Annotated in this window: 16 protein-coding genes and 1 pseudogene; 5 read left to right on the forward strand and 12 right to left on the reverse strand. The window is 65.8% G+C overall.

Features of this window, described 5'->3' with window-relative positions; genetic code table 11:
* Positions 1 to 50: 50 nt before the first annotated feature.
* From ACCQ00_RS07175 to gloA2, 9 genes and pseudogenes are all read right to left on the reverse strand, one after another.
* Positions 51 to 401, reverse strand: a pseudogene (locus ACCQ00_RS07175) (DUF4345 domain-containing protein); the annotation flags it as partial.
* 85 nt (positions 402 to 486) lie between these two features.
* Positions 487 to 1,275: a hypothetical protein gene (locus tag ACCQ00_RS07180; RefSeq protein ID WP_039574980.1), complete on the reverse strand. Its 789-nt coding sequence runs from the start codon at positions 1,273 to 1,275 to the stop codon at positions 487 to 489.
* 612 nt (positions 1,276 to 1,887) lie between these two features.
* On the reverse strand, positions 1,888 to 2,316 hold the full coding sequence (gene rnfB, locus ACCQ00_RS07185; protein WP_052756681.1) for an Rnf electron transport complex subunit RnfB: 429 nt from the start codon (positions 2,314 to 2,316) through the stop codon (positions 1,888 to 1,890).
* Between the two features lies 1 nt (position 2,317).
* Positions 2,318 to 2,908: an HAD family hydrolase gene (locus ACCQ00_RS07190; RefSeq protein ID WP_039574979.1), complete on the reverse strand. Its 591-nt coding sequence runs from the start codon at positions 2,906 to 2,908 to the stop codon at positions 2,318 to 2,320.
* Positions 2,909 to 3,260: 352 nt separating this feature from the next.
* Complete coding sequence (gene metG, locus ACCQ00_RS07195) at positions 3,261 to 5,345, reverse strand: methionine--tRNA ligase (RefSeq protein WP_039574977.1); 2,085 nt, start codon at positions 5,343 to 5,345, stop codon at positions 3,261 to 3,263.
* 307 nt (positions 5,346 to 5,652) lie between these two features.
* The gene (locus tag ACCQ00_RS07200; RefSeq protein ID WP_039574777.1) at positions 5,653 to 6,102 is read right to left on the reverse strand and encodes a DUF2147 domain-containing protein; all 450 of its coding nucleotides are present in this window, start codon (positions 6,100 to 6,102) and stop codon (positions 5,653 to 5,655) included.
* A gap of 89 nt (positions 6,103 to 6,191) precedes the next feature.
* Complete coding sequence (locus tag ACCQ00_RS07205) at positions 6,192 to 6,755, reverse strand: hypothetical protein (RefSeq protein ID WP_039574775.1); 564 nt, start codon at positions 6,753 to 6,755, stop codon at positions 6,192 to 6,194.
* Complete coding sequence (locus ACCQ00_RS07210; protein WP_017155664.1) at positions 6,745 to 7,290, reverse strand: hypothetical protein; 546 nt, start codon at positions 7,288 to 7,290, stop codon at positions 6,745 to 6,747. Before ACCQ00_RS07210 ends, ACCQ00_RS07205 begins: the two co-directional genes overlap by 11 nt.
* Positions 7,291 to 7,495: 205 nt before the next feature.
* Positions 7,496 to 7,885 (reverse strand): SMU1112c/YaeR family gloxylase I-like metalloprotein, encoded by a 390-nt coding sequence (gene gloA2 / locus ACCQ00_RS07215; RefSeq protein WP_017159538.1) that lies wholly within the window; start codon positions 7,883 to 7,885, stop codon positions 7,496 to 7,498.
* A 748-nt stretch (positions 7,886 to 8,633) separates the two neighbouring features.
* On the opposite strand from gloA2, the gene ACCQ00_RS07220 reads away from it, so the two are divergent.
* The 4 genes from ACCQ00_RS07220 (at position 8,634) to mmuM (ending at position 12,196) form a co-directional block, all read left to right on the forward strand.
* Positions 8,634 to 9,215, forward strand: a complete 582-nt coding sequence (locus ACCQ00_RS07220; protein ID WP_180301557.1) for a hypothetical protein — start codon at positions 8,634 to 8,636, stop codon at positions 9,213 to 9,215.
* 56 nt (positions 9,216 to 9,271) lie between these two features.
* A complete protein-coding gene (locus tag ACCQ00_RS07225; RefSeq protein WP_039574771.1) occupies positions 9,272 to 9,697 on the forward strand; it encodes a hypothetical protein in 426 nt (141 codons plus the stop codon).
* Between the two features lie 139 nt (positions 9,698 to 9,836).
* Positions 9,837 to 11,234, forward strand: coding sequence for an S-methylmethionine permease (gene mmuP / locus ACCQ00_RS07230; protein ID WP_039574769.1), 1,398 nt, complete (start codon positions 9,837 to 9,839; stop codon positions 11,232 to 11,234).
* Complete coding sequence (gene mmuM, locus ACCQ00_RS07235; protein WP_039574767.1) at positions 11,231 to 12,196, forward strand: homocysteine S-methyltransferase; 966 nt, start codon at positions 11,231 to 11,233, stop codon at positions 12,194 to 12,196. Before mmuP ends, mmuM begins: the two co-directional genes overlap by 4 nt.
* A gap of 79 nt (positions 12,197 to 12,275) precedes the next feature.
* On the opposite strand, the gene ACCQ00_RS07240 is transcribed toward mmuM, so the two are convergent.
* From ACCQ00_RS07240 to ACCQ00_RS07250, 3 genes are all read right to left on the reverse strand, one after another.
* Positions 12,276 to 14,213, reverse strand: coding sequence for a DUF885 domain-containing protein (locus tag ACCQ00_RS07240; protein ID WP_039583833.1), 1,938 nt, complete (start codon positions 14,211 to 14,213; stop codon positions 12,276 to 12,278).
* Positions 14,214 to 14,487: 274 nt separating this feature from the next.
* Positions 14,488 to 15,264: a queuosine precursor transporter gene (locus ACCQ00_RS07245; RefSeq protein WP_039574763.1), complete on the reverse strand. Its 777-nt coding sequence runs from the start codon at positions 15,262 to 15,264 to the stop codon at positions 14,488 to 14,490.
* A 4-nt stretch (positions 15,265 to 15,268) separates the two neighbouring features.
* Entirely contained in the window at positions 15,269 to 15,943 is a 675-nt protein-coding gene (locus ACCQ00_RS07250; protein WP_011050890.1) for a DUF502 domain-containing protein, read from the reverse strand.
* 437 nt (positions 15,944 to 16,380) lie between these two features.
* Here ACCQ00_RS07250 and ACCQ00_RS07255 point away from each other — a divergent pair, with 437 nt between their 5' ends.
* On the forward strand, positions 16,381 to 17,757 hold the full coding sequence (locus ACCQ00_RS07255; protein ID WP_039574761.1) for a hypothetical protein: 1,377 nt from the start codon (positions 16,381 to 16,383) through the stop codon (positions 17,755 to 17,757).
* The last annotated feature ends 218 nt before the right edge of the window (positions 17,758 to 17,975 follow it).

Raw genomic sequence — 17,975 nt, forward strand, 5'->3', positions numbered from 1 at the left:
ACCGGACTGGGCCGAGCGTGTCTTTCACTTACGCTGGAACCACAGCAGCACAGCAGCACCGCGGCAAGCAACAACAGGATCTCCACCCCGGCAAGCGCAACAGTGGGCGCAGAGACCGGCCACAAGCGCGAGAGCGAGACGCTGCGGAACAGCACGATGGGGGCATAGAACGCCAGGGCGACCACCAGGCCGGTGCGGGCTTGGTCGATCCACGCGAAGTAGCCGAACAGGAACGCCATGCCCAGCTGCAGCCCGCCGTAGATGACCAGATACTCCGACTGCCCGGCCGGCGAGAGCTGGGTATAGCCCACCGCCGTTGCGGTCTTGGCCGGAGAGAGCGTGCACCACACCGCCAGGACGAAATAGAGCACTGCATTGATCCAGAGATAGGCTTTTGCCACGATGCTGCTCCTGTACGGGGAATGGGTGCCCGGGCCGTTGTACGCAAGCGCGCGTGGTCGGACGTGAAGATGGCGCGGGCGTGCGTCACGAGGCGCTGCACGACGTGGCCAGCGGTTGCTCGCGCGCTTCGCGCAATTCCTCGGCACTGGCCGCGCGCGCAGGGGTGTCCGGGAACACGATGCGCACGTGCGGATAGCGGCCGTTCGCATCGCGCAGATTGCCGACCCCGCGGAACTCCAGCAGCCGCTTGTCGGCGAGCGAATAACGTACCTCCAGCGATGGCACTGCCGCGCCGTACCAGGCATCCAGACTGATGCGGAAGCGCCGCTGGCCGTCGGCATCGCCCAGGCGTTCGACCCGGAAGCCCACCTGCCGCTGCAGGCTGGGCAGCACGAAGTCCACCGTTTGCGGCGCGCGTGCGATGGCGTCCCACTGCTCGCGCAGATAGGCGTCGAACCCGGCATCGATCACCCGCGCGCCGGCGCCAGGCGGCAGCGCGGTGCGGCGTTCGGGTTTGCCCGGGGCGAGCTGATACATTTCGCGGACGCCGTCGCGTTGGCGCACGCCTTCGCGATATCCGTCGCGTCCATCGATCAGGCTGAAGTCGGGCGAGCTGCCGCCGCCGTCGACCTGCTTGCGCGCAAACGCTCGCCCGTCCGGGCAGCGGTACAGCACCAGCCGCCCGCCATCGTCGAGCAACCAGTGCGGCTCGCGATACCGCAACGCGCCGCTGTCGCCATCGAAGGCATCGCCGTCCACCCGCGTCACCGCGGCCGCGCCGAGCGGCAGGCTGCCCAGCACCAGCAGCAACAACGGCGGAATCGGCCGGCAACGGACGGTGAGCGCGGCGAGGGTGGCGGCAAGTGGACGCATCGGCAGATCCTCGATGGGAGTGCCTACCAATACGGGCGCGGCCGCAGCACGGATGCGCCGGCTGCGTCAGGACGTTCCTGACGGCGCTGGCGCGGTTGGCCTAGGAGTAGTTGGTGATGGCGCTGGCAGTGCTGCAGCGTCACGGCGTCGTGTGGCAACCGGTGGTCTTGCCGCATGGGCGAGCGAGAGTGACGACAAGCGTGGCGGCACATGCAAGGCGCGCGCGCATGGTGCAAGGTTTCGAACGGTGGGCGCACGCGCGCAGCGCGATCAGGCTGTCCTGCGCAGTCTGCGGCTAGCTCGTTGCCACCGGTCCGCAGCGTGGCGCCGCGACATGCCGGTGGCGCAGGTCTGCATGCGCATGCGACTGGCGCGCAGTCGATGCGGTCGTACCCCGGAGATTCGGACGACTGCCAAGCCGCTTGCGGCGGTGTCGGTGTTCTTGGTGCCAGCCTTCCAACCTGGATGCGGCAGCGCACTGATCGAGCGGGGCTCGCCTGCGTGTCGTGCAGCTCGAATCCGCCTGTCGCAGCGGGTGGTCATGCTGGCATGCGCGCCAATCCACGACCACGCAGGCACCGACTGGGCGCGGCATCGCGCTGGCGGCCGCGCTCAGCCGGTTGGATGCAACGCGATGCAATCCACCGGGCAAGCCGGCAGGCACAGTTCGCAACCGGTGCACAATGGCGCGATCACCGTATGCATGTGCTTGGCGCCGCCGACGATGGCATCCACGGGGCAAGCCTGGATGCACTTGGTGCAGCCGATGCAGTCGGCTTCCACGATCCAGGCCACCTGCGGCAGTTTATGTACCCCGCGACTGCGATCGTAGGGACGTGCCGGCACGCCCAGCACCTGCGCCAATGCGCGTGCCCCGGCATCGCCGCCGGGCGGGCAGTGATCGATCGACGCCTGGCCCTCTGCCATCGCCTGCGCATACGGACGACAGCCGTCATACCCGCATTGTCCGCATTGGGTCTGCGGCAGCAGGCGGTCGAGGCGTTCGACCAGATCGGGGCCAGGGGCGGGCGTCGCGGCCATCTCAGTGCAGCAAATTGCCGCGATACCAGCGTTGTTGCGCAAGTGCGAGCATCGGTTTGTCTTCGCGGCTGTCGCCATACGCGTGCACGCAGTCGTACCGATGCAATTGGTACTGACTGCGGATCCGCGCGACCTTGTGCGGCCCGCAGTCGCCCTCGGCATAGCGCCCGCTCAGCACGCCACCGGTGTGTTCGAGCCGATTGCAGATCAGCGACAACCCATGCCGGGTGCACCACGGTTGCAGATACAGATCCAGCGACGCCGACACCAGCACCACTTCATGTCCCTGCGCCTGGTGCCAGTCGATGCGTTGCATCATCTCCCCGCGCAGCATGCCCGGCAGCGCAGTGCGCGCGTACTCGGCGCCATGCGCTTCCATCTCATCTAGCGAGCGGCCGCTGAAAACCAGCCGCGTCACCCGCGCGCGCAGTGCGGCTGCAGACACCACGCCCATCCGGAACCCCAGCACCCATGGCCCCGCCTGCCATCTCGCCGCTGCCACCTGCGCCGGCGTTGCCACCTTGCGCAGGAAACGCCCATAGCTGTCGCAGGTGGTGATGGTGTGGTCGAAGTCGAACAGGGCCAGGTGCATGGGGGCTGGGATTGGGGAGTCGGGAGTCGGGAGTCGGGATTGGTTAAAAGCGCGGTGACTGATTGTTCCCTTCTCCCGCGTGCGGGAGAAGGTGCCCCGCAGGGGCGGATGAGGGCACGCGCGAAGCCACGTGCAGTTACAACGACACTAGAGCTTCGCCCCGTACCCTCACCCCAACCCCTCTCCCGCAGGAGAGGGGCTTCACGCTCCGGACCGCATGGAAACAGGAGCTTGGTATCGGGCTTCTTTAAAACCCCGCACTAGTCAAAGATCGACGACGCATCAAATTTGTCTTGGGTCAGCAAGTCAGGTTTGGCTTTTACCAATCCCAAATCCCATCTCCCCAATCGCGTTACCTGACAGGCATGCCCGGCTGCGCGCCGCTGTCGGCATCCAGCAGCGCCAGGGCGCCGCCGTCGAAGCCGGCCGACAGGATCATGCCCTCGCTGATGCCGAAGCGCATCTTGCGCGGCGCCAGGTTGGCGATGAACACCACGCTGCGGCCCACCAACGTCTCCGGCTCGCCGTAGCTGCCACGGATGCCGGAGAGGATCTGCCGCTTGCCCAGGTCGCCGGCGTCCAGTTCGAAACGCAGCAACTTGTCCGAGCCTTCCACGAATTCGCACACCAGCACCTTGCCGATGCGCAGGTCGAGCTTGGCGAAATCGTCGATGCCGATGAGGCCGGGATTGGTGGTTTGGGATTCGGGATTCGCAACGGCGGCAGGCTTTGCGTCAGCCTTGCTCGGTGCGGACTTGGTGGTCGCAGCAGGTGCCGCAGGTGCGGCCATCGTGTCTTTGGAAGCGTCGGTCATGGCGTCGATCAGCTTGGGGTCTATACGGGTGAACAGGGCGGTGTAGGGCTGGATCGTGTGCGCCGTGAGCGGGCGGACCACGTCTTCCCAACTGGTCATCGGTGCCGACAGGAAGGCTTCGGCTTCGGCGCAGGTACGCGGCAGGATCGGCTTGAGCGCGGCCACCAGGATGCGGAACAGGTTCAGGCCCTGCGTGCACACCGACTGCAGCTGCGCATCGGCGCCGTCCTGCTTGGCGATCACCCATGGCTTGGTGTCGTCGATGTACTTGTTGGCCTCGTCGGCCAGCGCCATGGTCTGGCGGATCGCGCTGGCTGCATCGTTGCGCTCGTAAGCTTCGCGGATCGGCGCCAGCGCAGCGACGAAGCGGTCGTACTGCGCGGCATCGGGTAGCGCCTCGGCCAGCTTGCCGTCGAAGCGCTTGCCGATGAAGCCGGCGCAGCGGCTGGCCAGGTTGACGAACTTGCCGACCAGATCCGCATTGACCCGTGCGATGAAATCGCCCAGGTTGAGGTCCAGGTCGTCCACGCCGCCGGAGGACTTGGCGGCGAAGTAGTAACGCAGCGCCTCCGGTTCCAGGCCCACGTCCAGGAAGGTCCGCGCCATCACGAAGGTGCCGCGCGACTTGGACATCTTGGCGCCGTCCACGGTCAGGTAGCCGTTGACGTGCAGGCGGGTTGGCGCGCGGTGGCCGGTGCCGTGCAGCACCGCCGGCCAGAACAGGCCGTGAAAATTGACGATGTCCTTGCCGATGAAATGATGCAGCTCGGTCTGGGTGCCGGCGACCAGATGCGCATCGAAGTCTTCGCCCATCTGCGCGCACAGCGTCTTGAAGCTGCACAGGTAGCCGATCGGCGCATCCAGCCACACGTAGAAATACTTGCCTGGCTGTCCGGGGATCTGGAAGCCGAAGTAGGGCGCATCGCGCGAGATATCCCACGCACGCAGGCCGCCTTCGGCATCCAGCCATTCCTTGAGCTTGGCCTTGACGCCGGGCAATGCCACGTCGCCAGCCAGCCACTCACGCAGAAAGCCGTCGAAATGGCCGACTTCGAAAAAGAAATGCTCCGAATCGCGCAGCTCCGGGGTGGCGCCGGAGATCACCGACTTCGGTTCCTTCAACTCGGTGGGCGCATACGTGGCGCCGCAGACCTCGCAGTTGTCGCCGTACTGGTCGGGGCTGCCGCAGTTGGGGCAGATGCCCTTGATGTAGCGGTCCGGCAGGAACATGCCCTTGGCCGTGTCGTAGAACTGCGCCACCGAGCGCCGGCTGATGTGGCCTGCCGCCTCGAGCTTGGCGTAGAAGGCTTCGGTGAGTTCGCGATTGACCGGCGAATTGGTCGAATCGTAATGGTCGAAGGTCACCCCAAACGCGGCGAAATCGCGCTCGTGGCTGGCCTGGATGTTGGCGATGAAGGCTTCCGGGGTCACACCCGCCTTCTCGGCGGCCAGCATGATCGGTGTGCCGTGGGTGTCGTCGGCACAGACGAACCAGGTCTTGTCGCCGCGCAACCGGCGCGCGCGCACCCAGATATCGGCCTGGATGTAGCCGACCAGGTGGCCAAGATGCAGCGGGCCGTTGGCGTACGGCAGGGCAGTGGTGACGAGTGCGGTGCGGGTCATGGCAGGCGTAATGCGGGGGACACGCGATTATCGCATTAGTCGGGAAAGGGGCGGGAATGGGGAATGGGGATTCGGGAATCGGTAGAGGCAGGGTAAGTTTCTTGCGCTGTTGATGGGCGCCGGCCGTGGGAGCGCAATGGCGCTCGCCCCTGCCTTTCAATTTTTCTCGCGGGCCGGCATTGCGGATTGGAGAACAAAAAAGGCGCCCCGAAGGACGCCTGCTCTGACGATTCCCGATTCCCGATTCCCGATTCCCGATTCCCCAATCCCCAATCCCCAATCCCCAATCCCCAATCCCCAATCCCGGCTACTCACGCACCCATGTCTGGGTACGGCCCAGCGCTTCGATGCCGACATAGCCGCGCATCTGCAACTTCTTGCCGCCATCGGTGAGGGTGATCTTGGACTTGTAGGTCTTGCCCTTGGCCGGGTCGAGTACCGAGCCGCCGCTCCATACCGCGGTGCCGTCGGGCTTGAGGCCCCACAGGATGGTCATGCCCTTGATCGGCTTGCCCTTGAGCGCGCCTTCGCACTTGTCGCAGACCGGGTTGGGCCCTTTGGACGACTGCAGGATCTCGACCACCTTGCCGCTCAGCGTGCCATTGGCGGCCTGCTCGATCTGCACCACCGATTTGGGCTTGCCGGTTTCATCGTCGATGGTCGTCCAGCGGCCCACCGGCGAATCGGCTGCATGGGCCATCAGCGAAGCGGCCGCCAGCGGCAGGGCGAGCAACAGGGTCTTGAAGGTCTTGCGCATGGTTCCCCTCCCAGGGTTTGCTAGGGCCGCCGTCGGCGGCCTGATCGCGAATGTATACCGCGGGGTATGGTGCGGGAAAGTCAGGGCGTTCAGTTTGAAACGGGGCAGTGCGATGCCGCCATCGTCTGCTCGGCCATGAGGCGTGTTCGTCCCTGCTGGGTGACGATGCGGAACATTTCCACCTCGCACTCCTGCCCATGCGACAGGATGGTGGCGACATAATCCTGGCCGGTCTCAGGGACAAAGCTGCGGCTTACGGTGCACAGCGGTGCGTTCATCACGCAGCGGTTGTCCATGCAGCCGCCTGCCGACAGGGACAGGGTGATCGGCTCGCCTGCCTTGACCTGCGTTTCGGTCACGTAGCGTCCTCCGCTGACGGCAACGGCAGGTATCCCGATCTTCTGCCCTGCGCCGGTGCCGAACGGACCGGGCCGCGAGCCTGGCGCAATGCCGGCGCCACGTAGCGTTCCGCCGACGCACGTGCGGTTTGGATAAAGCACAGGTGCGGGTCGCTCGGTGACCAGGCGGACACGCGCACGCGGCCCATCGCGTGGCGCATCGAAGGTCGACAAGGAAATCGTCGCGCTGCGTGTCATTCCGCAGCCGGCCAGAAGCGCGACCAAGGCCGTGAAGAAAATGCGTCTAGTCGGCATGGCACTCGCCTGAAATCGGAACAACTTCCAGATCCGCCGGGGCAGCGCCGGTCTTGACGTCGATGACGGTGAGCAGACAACGTTGGTCATCGTAGAGCTGGCTGGCGACATAGTGCTCGCCAGGCGCGGGCGTGAATGCCAGCAGGTTGGTGCAATTGCTTGTGGTCAGACTCCGACGACGCGAGTCGAGCGTTTGCACCATGCGTGCGCGTAAGAACAGCGGTCTGTCGGGGACAACCGAATACGCCTCGCGAGACTGATTGTTGCTCAACTTCCCAAGTACGCCGTTGACGGGCGGCGTCAGTGTGCCCAGAAATCCGCCATGGCCACCCTTTGCGCAGCTGGCATCGTCGAAGACATCGAAGTATTGGACCGGCTCGATCGGGATCGGGGCGGGCCTGGTGGGCTTGGCCAGCGTCAGGGTGGCGAACGGCTCGCCGGGTTTTGGCGCGACATAGCGCTTGGGGAAAAGAAAGCCGCAGCCGGCAAGCACGATCGCGACGGCGACAACGATGCGCAGGATGAAATGAAACATGCGTCAGGTCCGGCATGGCGTCTGTTGGTCTGTGCCGCATCCATGCCTGCGACGACGCTGCGGCGACATGCCGCCAGCGTCTCGATAACGGCCGCGCGCCCCTGCGCTTGAGTCACATGGTCGACACCTTCACGAGGCGAAGTTCGGCGCGTGATGCGACGGGCACGCGTGCCTCACTGCACTGCAGTTGCGGCAGGCACAGGCGCTAGCCGATCTCGTACAGCTCCAGCGGCAGCTCGTCCGGGTCTGCGAAGAAAGTAAAGCGGCGGCCGGTGTATTCGTCGATGCGGATGTCTTCGGTCGCCACGCCGTGGGCGTTGAGATGCGCAACCGCCGCGTCCAGGTCGTCGACACGAAAGGCCAGGTGGCGCAAGCCGCGCGCTTCGGGGCGGCTGGGCCGCAGTGGCGCGTTGGGGAACGAGAACAGCTCGATCTGCCCGCCGTCGGGCAGCGCCAGATCCAGCTTCCACGAGTCGCGCGCTTGTCGGTAATGCTCGTCGAGCACACGCAGGCCCAAAATGTCGCAATAGAACCGTTTGGAGACCGCGTAGTCGCCAGCGATGATGGCTACGTGGTGAATGCCGGCGAGCATCATGCGGGGCTCCGATGAAGTGCCGTCGACCAGCCGCGCGGTGCCGGCACGCTCGACGGCGCGTCGCACGTAAAGGCAAGGCGCCTGCTCGCGATGCGGAACGCAGCAGCGTCATCGCACGCAGGCTGCCGTGGCATCGGCAGGATTGTGGGCAAGTCCACAGCGAGCAGGCCGTGCGCGGATGGTTGCGAAGCTGGAAGGCGATGGTGCGGCATGTCGTAGGGCCGGCAGAAACCAGTCGGCAGCATAACCGCCCGCTCGTCAGCCGCAGGCCCCGGTTCACGGCGCGCGCACGGCTGTGCCCGTTTGCGCACGGTCGCAGGATGGCCGATCGACATCGGGCGGGAGCGATGCACTGCGGGTAACGCGGCGCCCTGTGCGTGCACATCGAGGACAGCACGGCTGATTTGCCAACGGCCACTGCACGGACCTGAAGTGCCGCATGCGCGATTCCTGGACGCAGGTGCGGAAGGGCAGCGCAGCGCTGTCCGCCGACATCCTCCGCGTGGCAGGCCGATCTCAGGGGTTTGCCGATGGGTTGCACTGTCGACGCAACCGATGCTGGACACCGATGTCGTACCGGTGCGCGTTTGCATGACGCCGCCGCGGCATCGTCCTTCCATGCCAACCGAGCCTGCCCATGTCCATTCTTGCGTTTCAACCGGAGTATCTCAAATCCATCCCTCAGGGCGTGCATGTGATCCGGCACCCGGCCGGCACGCTGCCCGATCGCGACGCGATCGTCGCGGCCTTGCCGCGCACCGGGCGGGGCACGCCGCAATTGCATTACGACACGCTGTGGATCGGCGGCGGCCACGGCGATGTCGACAACCAAGGAGCACCGACCAAGTTAAACGACTGCACAGGTATCGAAAAGGTCACGAGCTTCATCGAGGATCTGGTCACCATCGGCATCCGCACGCCGGCGCTGATCGTCGATAGCTGCTTTTCGCTGGCCTGGCTGCCGCAATTTGCTCCCTTGCTCACCGAGGACGGCATGTTTGCCGGCTGGTCGAGCATCTGCAACAGCAATCGCATCGAATCGCTGACATCGGGCCAGCTGCCCGCGTTAGTGGAGCAGCTCGAGACCGCGCTGGCGCAAGTGACCACAGCCGCGTCCAGCCAGGTGGTCTACCTCGCTCGCGACCGGGTGCTGATCCGCTATGCGCAGTTGACCGCGATCGAGGACTTGATGACTGCCGGCGATATCGCCGATGCCGAGGCAACCCTCGCCCGCGTGTGCAAGGCGACCTGGCAGGGCAGGCCGCTGATCGCCACCGACCAGCGCATCGAGGACCGCACGCGGTTCATCGAACGCCTGCACCAGCTCTGACCGGCCCGGCACCGTCGCCCATCCGGTCATCCACCCAACACCAGAGGACTTTCTCCATGACGACCTACACCAACAACCGCACCGGCACGTTCAGCAGTGCCAGCAACGCGATCCGCAAGCATGTGCTCGACGACTACCTGGCGGCGAAGATCGCCAACCATCTCGGCATCCGCCGCAGCGAGGTCAACGACCGTACGGTGATCCACGTGCCCGCCAACTACGCCAACAGCGAAGGCGTGATTTCGGGCATGGAACTGGTCAAAGGGCTGCGCGTGGACCTGCAGCGCGCGCAGGCCCACGACGGTAATGCCTACGCGACCTGGCAGGTGCAGTGGGGCACCGGCAGCAACGGCAAAACCGGCGGTGCCTATGCCGGCGTGTTGATGCGGGTGGCGACCGACTTCACGTTCGCCGAGTTCCGCCAGGCGATGAGCGAGAGCTTCGGCTACACACCGGGCGCCTATTGCCGGCTCGATCCCTGACCGGCACCACGAACGAACCGGTCGGCAGCATCACCGCCCGCCAGTCAGAGGCGGGCCCTGGCCCACGGCTGGCCCGCACACGGCTGTGCCCGTCTGCGTGCGCGTGGCAGGATGCAGGCTCCCCCGATCAGATAAACCCATGCCCGAATCGCCACCGAGCACCGCCCCGCAGTTCCAGCGCAGCATGCAGGTGCGCCATCTGGTGATGCTGTCGCTGGGCGGGGTGATCGGCACCGGCCTGTTCTTCAACACCGGGTACATCATTGCCAGTACCGGCGCGCTGGGCACGGTATTGGCGTATCTGATCGGCGCACTGGTGGTGTACCTGGTGATGCAATGCCTGGGCGAACTGGCGGTGGCGATGCCGCAGACCGGTGCGTTTCACGTGTATGCCGCGCGTTACCTCGGCCCGGCGACTGGCTATGTGGTGGCATGGTTGTACTGGTTGACCTGGACGGTGGCATTGGGCTCGAGCCTGACTGCCGCAGCCTTCTGCATGCAGTACTGGTTTCCGCACAGCCCGGCGTGGCCGTGGTGCCTGCTGTTCTGCGCGCTGATCTTTGGCCTGAACACGGTGTCGGCGCGCTGGTTTGCCGAAGGCGAGTTCTGGTTTTCGTTGATCAAGGTGATCACCATCGTGGTGTTCATCGTGCTGGGCGGCGCGGCGGTGATCGGTCTGTTGCCGTTGGCCGATGGTTCGCCCGCACCCGGGCTGCGCCATCTGCGCGCCGAGGGCTGGTTTGCGCATGGCACGCTGCCGATCTTGATGACGATGGTGGCGGTGAATTTCGCATTTTCCGGCACCGAGTTGATCGGCGTGGCGGCCGGCGAAACCGCCCAGCCTGCACGCGCGATTCCGCTGGCAATCCGCACCACGCTGGTGCGGCTGGTGGTGCTGTTCGTCGGCACGGTGCTGGTGCTGGCGGCGTTGCTTCCCGCCAAACAAGCGGCCGTGGACACCAGCCCGTTCGTGCGCGCCTTCGAGTTGTTTGGCATTCCATATGCGGCCGACATCTTGAACGCGGTGATCCTCACCGCGATCCTGTCGGCGGCCAATTCCGGCCTGTATGCAGCCGCGCGCATGCTGTGGTCATTGGCCGATGCAGGCACGTTGCCGAGCGGCCTGGCGCGCTTGACCGGCCGCGGCATTCCATTGCGCGCCGTGTCGCTGAGCATGCTGGGCGGCTTGCTGGCACTGCTCACCGGCGTGTATGCGGCCGACACCGTGTTCGTTGCGATCTCGGCGGTCTCGGGGTTTGCGGTGGTGGTGGTATGGCTGAGCATCTGCGCGGCGCATTACTGTTTCCGTCGCCAACTGCTGCGCGATGGCGTTGCGCTGGAAACGCTGGCGTATCGTGCGCCGTGGTATCCGTGGACCCCAATCCTGGGCTTTTTGCTGTGTCTGCTCGCCTGCATCGGGCTGGCATTCGATCCGCAGCAGCGCATTGCGCTGTGGTGCGGGATCCCGTTCGTCGCGCTGTGCTATGGCGCCTACGCACTGACCCAATGGCTTGCCGCCCGGAGACTGCACGCATGACGATTCTTCCACGCCAGCCGCGCGCCAATGCGCCTTTCAGCCAGGTCTTGCAGCACGACGGATATGTGGTGCTGGATGGCGCGCTGGCCACCGAGCTGGAACAGCGCGGCTGCGATCTCAACGATGCGCTGTGGTCGGCGCGCGTGCTGATGGAGCAGCCGGAGCTGATCTATCAAGTGCATCGCGACTACTTCGCTGCCGGTGCGCAATGCGCGATCACCGCCAGTTATCAGACCACGCCGCTGGGATTTGCCGCGCGTGGGCTGGATCTGGCGCAATCGCAGGCGCTGATCGCGCGCAGCGTGCACCTGGCCGCGCAGGCACGCGCCGATCACTTGCAACTGCAGCCGGACGCTGCGCCGTTGTGGGTGGCCGGCTCGGTGGGGCCGTATGGCGCCTATCTGGCCGATGGCTCGGAATATCGGGGCGACTACGTCCTGCCGATCGAACACCTGATGGATTTCCATCGTCCGCGCATCGCGGCGCTGGCGGAGGCTGGCGTGGATCTGCTGGCTTGCGAGACGCTGCCATCGGCCAGCGAAATCGTGGCGCTGCGGCAGTTGCTGCAACACGAATTTCCGCAGCTGCATGCCTGGTTTTCCTTCACCTTGCGCGATGCGGCGCATCTGAGCGATGGCACGCCGCTGGCGCAGGTGGTGCCGGCGCTGGATGCCTGCGCGCAGGTGATCGCGGTGGGCATCAATTGCATTGCGCTGGATCAGGCGACTGCTGCATTGCACAGCCTTGCGGCGCTGACTGCGCTGCCGCTGGTGGTATATCCCAACTCGGGCGAACGCTACGACGCCAGCGACAAGCGCTGGCATGCCGGTCACGCGGCTGCGCTCACGTTGGCCGACCAGCATGCGCACTGGCTGGCGGCTGGCGCGCGCTTGATCGGTGGCTGCTGTCGCACCGCACCGCGCGATATCGCCGCGCTGGCGGCGGCGCGTGCGCGGGGCTGACCCGACTTACGAACGCGCGCTCACCAGAGGCCAACCTGCCGTGACGGGGTCAGCAGCGTCCAACCACCGCAACCGCGCGTCACCCCTTCTGGGTGGCGATCCAGCGCTGGATCTTGTCCTGCAGGATATCCAGCGGCACCGAGCCGTCCTTGAGCACTTCGGTGTGGAAGGCGCGCACATCGAAGCGTGGGCCCAGCTCGCGCTGCGCTTGCTCGCGCAATTGCGCAATCTTCATCTCGCCCACCTTGTACGCCAGCGCCTGACCGGGAATGGCCATGTAGCGGTCCACCTCGGCTTCGGCATCGGCGCGGCTCATGGCGGAGTTGTCCACCATGTAGTCGATGGCCTGGCTCCGCGTCCAGCCCTTGCTGTGCAGGCCGGTATCGGTGACCAGGCGAATCGAGCGCCACAACGCGTTCTGCAGATAGCCGTAGTAGTTGTACGGGTCGTCATACAGCCCCAGCTCGCGGCCAAGCGATTCGGCATACAGGCCCCAGCCTTCGATGTAGGCCGTCTCGCCGCCCAGGCGGCGGAACTTGGGCAGGTCGGTCAGCTGCTGCTGCAAGCCCAGCTGGTAGTGGTGGCCGGGCACCGCCTCGTGCAGGTACAGGCTCTCGGCCTCCCAGGTCTTGCGCGAAGGCAGGTCCGAGGTGTTGACGTAGAAGATGCCCGGCGTGCTGCCGTTGCCGCTGGGGCGCATGTACGAGCCGCTGGCGGCCGATTGCGCACGCTGCGGTTCCACTGCACGGACTTCCAGCGCCGGCATGCCCTGGGTGTTGAACAGCCGCGGCACCGCCAGCTGCACGCGGCCCTGCAGGCTCCGATAGGTACCCAGCAACTCGGTGTCGCTGCGGAAGCCGAAGCGCCGGTCGGTCTGCATGAACTTGTAGAACTTGGGCAGGTTGCCGCGGAACTTGACCTGTTTGGCCAATGTCTGGATTTCGCCCTGCAGGCGAGCGACCTCATCCAGGCCGATCTGATGCACCTGTTCCGGGGTCAGGTCCGTGGTGGTGCTCTGGCGTACGTCGTAGGCGTACCACGCCGCGCCGTTCGGCAAGGCGGCCAGACCATCGCTGTCGCGGCAGGCGGGCAGGTATTCGGTGGCGATGAAGCCACGCAACGCGCGGTAGGCCGGCATGATGCGCACTTCGATCATGCGCTTGTACTCGGCAGTGATGCGCTGCTTGTCGGCCTCGGGCATGTCGGCCGGCAGGTTGCGCACCGGCCCCCAGAACAGGCTGTCTTCGGCATTGCGCGCGATGATCGCGTCCAGCTGCGGCAGCACCTTCTGCATCAGCACCTTGGGCTGCACCACGCCGGCCTGCATGCCGGCCCGCATGTTGGCGATGGCTTGCTCGAACAGGTCGGGAATACCGAGCGCACGCCGCGACCAGTTGTCGTAATCCTTGACCGTCTTGAACGGCTGCGCGCCGGTGCCCGAGCCCAGCACCACCGCGATGCTGGCGATGTTGTAGAACTGGTTGATCGGCAGCATCCAGCTGGGAAACTGCTCGGCGGCCAGCGCGCTGCGCGCATCGCGCACGAAGATCTGGTAACTGAGCAGGTCCTGGCCGCTCAGGCCGTCGGGGCCAAGCGCTTCGGCCTTGCCCAACCACAGCACGGTGAAGTCGTGCGACTGCTGGCGGAACGCCGGCGACAGGAAGTTCGGCAACTGGTCGTTATAGCGGCTCTCGCCCTGGAAGGTGGCCTGCAGCGGGTTGAGCTTGAGCGAGGCGTCCCAGTACTGGTCGTACAGCAGGTTGAGCTGCTGCGCCTTGGTCAGCACCACTGGCGCTGCAACCGCGCGTGGCCTGACCGTGGCGGCCTTGCTGCCCTTGCCCCTGGTGTTTTTGGCTGCTGGCTTGGCGGTCTTCTTGCCTTTGCTCGCCTTCGCGCGCGTTTGCGTGGTCTGTGCCTTGGCGGTCTTCTTCTTGGCCGCATCGGCCGGCGCCGCCAGCGACAGGCTCACGAGGGCGGCCATGGCCAGGGACAGCAGGCGGGAAAAGCTGAGGGGCATTACCGGCTCCGGAAACAAGCGAGCGGGGAGCTTGCCCGATCCGCACGGTTACGGCCACCCATTGGGGGCATACCGCCTATCGGCAATTCATGCGGCGCATGGGCACGGTGCTGCGCCCGCGCGATGTGGTGCGCTGCGACATGCCCAGCGAGGCGGCGTGCAGCCACAGCGCTTGGTAGGCGGGCGCGGGGCACCGCGATCAGGACCACTGTCGACCAGGTGCTGCCACCGCAGCCATTGCGGCGCGATGACCTGGCCGGGAGGGAAGCCCGGCTCAGTCGGCAGCGGCTTCTTCGCGCAGCTGCTCGGCGCGCTCGGCGCCCAGGTACGCCGTGATGCCGCGGCGTGCCAGATACAGCAGCGGGATCAGCAACACCGCAAAGCCCATCTTGTAGATGTAGTTGAGCGTGCTTACCGCCAGGAACTGGTCGATCGACCAATGCTGCGGGCCGAGCACGAAGGCGATGTAGATCACCACGAAGCTGTCCACCACCTGCGAGACCGCAGTGGAGCCGGTGGCGCGCAGCCACACGTGTTTTTCGCCGGTGACGCGGCGGATGCGGTGAAATACCGAGACATCGATCAACTGGCTGAACAGGAAGGCCACCAGCGAGCCGCCGATGGTCCACAGCCCTTGCCCGAACACTGCCGCGAATGCGGCCTGGTAATCGGGCACCCCCTGGCTCTGCGCCGCCGTGACCCACCAGCCAGCCGGCGCCAGCGCGATGGCCGCGAATGCGAACACGAAGCCGTAGCCGATCAGCGCCACCGCCACCCACGAGATGAAACGCACCCCGCGGCTGCCGAAGAACTCGTTGATGGTGTCGGTCATGATGAACACGATCGGCCACAGCAAGGTGCCGGCGGTGAAGCTGAGCGAGCCGCGCTGGCCGAACAGATTCCAGTTCAACGGCGCAATGCCGAGCGTGTCTTCCAGCGCGAAGATCTTGACGCCGATGAACTCGGCCAACGCGGCATTGACGCAAAAGAAGGCCGCCAGCGCGATGAACAGGCGTACCGCACGATCGTCGAGGGTGCGCACATGGGGCATGGTGTCAGCGATCCGCAGTCCGGGTGAAGGGAACCGATTCCGGCGCCACCGCGCCACCGGAAATGATGAAGCTCATCGCCTGATCCACGCTCCAGTCGGTGGGCGTGAGCAGCTCCACCGGCACGATTTCCAGGTAGCCGGAGGTGGGATTGGGCGTGGTGGGCACGTAGACTGCGGCCAGCTCGCGGCCGGTGCCCTGTTCCTTGATCACGCGGGTGACCAGGCCCACCGACTTCATGTCGCGATGTGGGAAATCGATCAGCACCACGCGCTGGGTGCTGCCGGGCTGGGTCTGCAAGATGTCCAGCAACTTGCGTGCGCTGTCGTAGACCACGCTGGCCAGCGGAATGCGCCGCATGATGGCCTCGAACCAGCGCAGCAAGCGCTGGCCGATCACGCGCCGGCTCAGGATCCCGACGAACAGGATGACTGCCACGGTGGCGATCAGGGCGATGGTGTTTTGCACCCACAGCGCCTTGAACCAGCCCAGATAATCGGGAAACGAGGCAGCGATGCGTTCGGACAACGGCACCACCCACGGGCTGCTGATGCCCGAAAGCAGCGAGAAGACGAACTTCACCACCACCCAGGTCAACCAGACCGGCAGCAAGGTGAGCAACCCGGTCAGAAAGACCCGTTGCAGGGAGGGGCGGACGTGGGGAGTGGGGGATTCGGACATCGACATAGTGTAGGCATTCGACCACGCTCGGTGGGGCTGGGGCCGGGGTTTGGCAGCAGGCATTCGCCATTGGCAAAAGTGTTTCGCGTGCCCCAAGCCGGCGCAATCCCATGATTCCGGTACCCACATCGGCACAGACGTGGCGGCACCCGTCGCCCAGCCGCAACGGGCAATCGGTGCAGCCTTCGTCGTTGGGAAAACATGCCGCGCAGTGGCGGACGAGGGGGCGGCGTCTGCCAGCGCCCGGATCTTCGACGACTGACTGGCACCATCGCCCATCGCCAGCGCGGTGTGGTTCCAGCACGCCGTGTCGTTGCCCACTGTTGCGCAGGTCGCCAGACACACGGCTGCCGATGGTCTGCGGCCCGAAAGAACGCAGTGCGTCTGTGCCCGTCGCAGGCCTGCGCCGATGGCACTAAGATGCGCAGCTCCCAGGGATGGATCTTTCGTACGTGTTCGCCAAATTTCTCAAAGCCGCCTTGCTCGGTGTCTGCATCCTGATCGCAGCAGTGCTGGCGCTGTATACGGTCTCCAGGCATTGGCCGATTCCCGAATCGCAGCGTCAGGCGTTGGCGCAGCTGCGCCAGCCGCTGCCGCCGTTGCGCGGGAGCAACATGTTCGGGGCGCTGTGGTCGCTGTCGTACGCGATTCCGGAGGCGCAGCGCGAGACAGTGCTGGCCCAGGACGTCGCGCGATTCAATCGGCTGCCGGAGCAGGCGGCATTTCAAAGCGCCGCTGCAGGCTATCGGCGCTTGCCAGGCTGGCCGTCCGGCGCGCCTGCGCTGTGCATGGCTAGCGCTGGCGGATGCTTGCAGCGCGTGCGCGAACAACCGCAGGCCTATGCCGCGGCGCTGGCCGCACAGGCACCGATGCTCGCGCGGATGCGCGCGTTGGAGCAACACGCCGACTACCGTAGCCCGTTTCGTCCACGTGTCGGTACGCCGTTGCCCGAACTGCCGCGCATGACGTTGTCGATGACGGCCAGCGCCTTGGACTTTGTCCAGGGGCGCACCACCCAGGCCTTGTCCGATGTCTGCACCGATGCACAGGTGGCCCGTGTGCTGATGCGCAGTAGCGACAATCTGGCAATCACGATGATCGGCGCGGCGATGTTGCGCGGCAATGCGCACCTGTTTGCCGACATGCTGGCCGAATTGCCGGCGCAGCATCCGCTGCCCGCGCAATGCGCCGCTGCCTTTGCGCCGCTGCCGGTGGATGAGATCGCGCTGTGTCACGCGTTGCACGGCGAATCGCGGATGGTGTTTGCGCTGCTGCAGGAGGATGCGTTGACGCAAGGCGGCCAATCGTCCTGGCAAGACCGGTTCCCGTTACGGTTGCTGGACTCCCAACGCACCCAGGCCTTGCTGGCGCCCACCTTTACCTGGGCCTGCAGCGCGCCGGTGCGGACCTTGCTGGCACAGGATCAGCCGGTTCCGCAAACGCTGATCCCGTTGCCCCAGACCGCATCGGTGGCCTGCGTCGCCAATGCCACCGGGTGTTTGCTGGCAAGCGTGTCGCATCCGGACTACCTCAACTATCAGCACAAGATGCAGGACACCGCCGCTGCATTGCGCGCGCTGTCGGCACTGCAGTGGTTGCGCGACCATCCTGCGCAGACAACGCCGCTGCCGCAGCGGATCGCCGCGCTACCGCCTGCGTTGCGTGGACAGGTGCGCCCGCTAGGCGCCGGAAACGACGGCAAGAGCCTGACGCTTCGGCAATACGCACGAACGGAGGGCGTGGCAGGGAACGATCGCTGGCCGTTGCCGGCCAGCGCGATCGCGGCCACCCAGGCAGCCTCATCGGCTCGATAGACAAGACGCTTTCTGCACTGCCAGGCACAGGTCGCAGCGCCGGCGCACGCGGTCTGCGCCTGCATGCGCAATGCGTGTATCCGCAGCGGCTGCCTGCCGCCACCGACGGACAGCCGTCAAAGCGGCGAGCAGTGCATGGTTGTTTCCCGCTGCCGGGCGCATGCGCCCTTGTTCGCTGGCATCGGCATGGCCCGCACGCCAAAAAACAACATGCCGCG

Source organism: Xanthomonas sp. NCPPB 3761 (assembly GCF_041475705.2).
Classification (GTDB): domain Bacteria; phylum Pseudomonadota; class Gammaproteobacteria; order Xanthomonadales; family Xanthomonadaceae; genus Xanthomonas; species Xanthomonas phaseoli.

Excerpts from the sequence above, each read along its gene's own strand:
- ACCQ00_RS07240 (WP_039583833.1), bottom strand. The coding sequence starts at position 14,213 with ATGCCCCTCAGCTTTTCCCGCCTGCTGTCCCTGGCCATGGCCGCCCTC.
- ACCQ00_RS07190 (WP_039574979.1), bottom strand. The coding sequence starts at position 2,908 with ATGCACCTGGCCCTGTTCGACTTCGACCACACCATCACCACCTGCGAC.
- mmuM (WP_039574767.1), top strand. The coding sequence starts at position 11,231 with ATGACGATTCTTCCACGCCAGCCGCGCGCCAATGCGCCTTTCAGCCAG.
- ACCQ00_RS07200 (WP_039574777.1), bottom strand. The coding sequence starts at position 6,102 with ATGCGCAAGACCTTCAAGACCCTGTTGCTCGCCCTGCCGCTGGCGGCC.
- ACCQ00_RS07250 (WP_011050890.1), bottom strand. The coding sequence starts at position 15,943 with ATGTCCGAATCCCCCACTCCCCACGTCCGCCCCTCCCTGCAACGGGTC.
- ACCQ00_RS07210 (WP_017155664.1), bottom strand. The coding sequence starts at position 7,290 with ATGTTTCATTTCATCCTGCGCATCGTTGTCGCCGTCGCGATCGTGCTT.
- ACCQ00_RS07180 (WP_039574980.1), bottom strand. The coding sequence starts at position 1,275 with ATGCGTCCACTTGCCGCCACCCTCGCCGCGCTCACCGTCCGTTGCCGG.
- gloA2 (WP_017159538.1), bottom strand. The coding sequence starts at position 7,885 with ATGATGCTCGCCGGCATTCACCACGTAGCCATCATCGCTGGCGACTAC.
- ACCQ00_RS07205 (WP_039574775.1), bottom strand. The coding sequence starts at position 6,755 with ATGCCGACTAGACGCATTTTCTTCACGGCCTTGGTCGCGCTTCTGGCC.
- metG (WP_039574977.1), bottom strand. The coding sequence starts at position 5,345 with ATGACCCGCACCGCACTCGTCACCACTGCCCTGCCGTACGCCAACGGC.
- ACCQ00_RS07255 (WP_039574761.1), top strand. The coding sequence starts at position 16,381 with ATGGATCTTTCGTACGTGTTCGCCAAATTTCTCAAAGCCGCCTTGCTC.
- rnfB (WP_052756681.1), bottom strand. The coding sequence starts at position 2,316 with ATGGCCGCGACGCCCGCCCCTGGCCCCGATCTGGTCGAACGCCTCGAC.
- mmuP (WP_039574769.1), top strand. The coding sequence starts at position 9,837 with ATGCCCGAATCGCCACCGAGCACCGCCCCGCAGTTCCAGCGCAGCATG.
- ACCQ00_RS07245 (WP_039574763.1), bottom strand. The coding sequence starts at position 15,264 with ATGCCCCATGTGCGCACCCTCGACGATCGTGCGGTACGCCTGTTCATC.
- ACCQ00_RS07225 (WP_039574771.1), top strand. The coding sequence starts at position 9,272 with ATGACGACCTACACCAACAACCGCACCGGCACGTTCAGCAGTGCCAGC.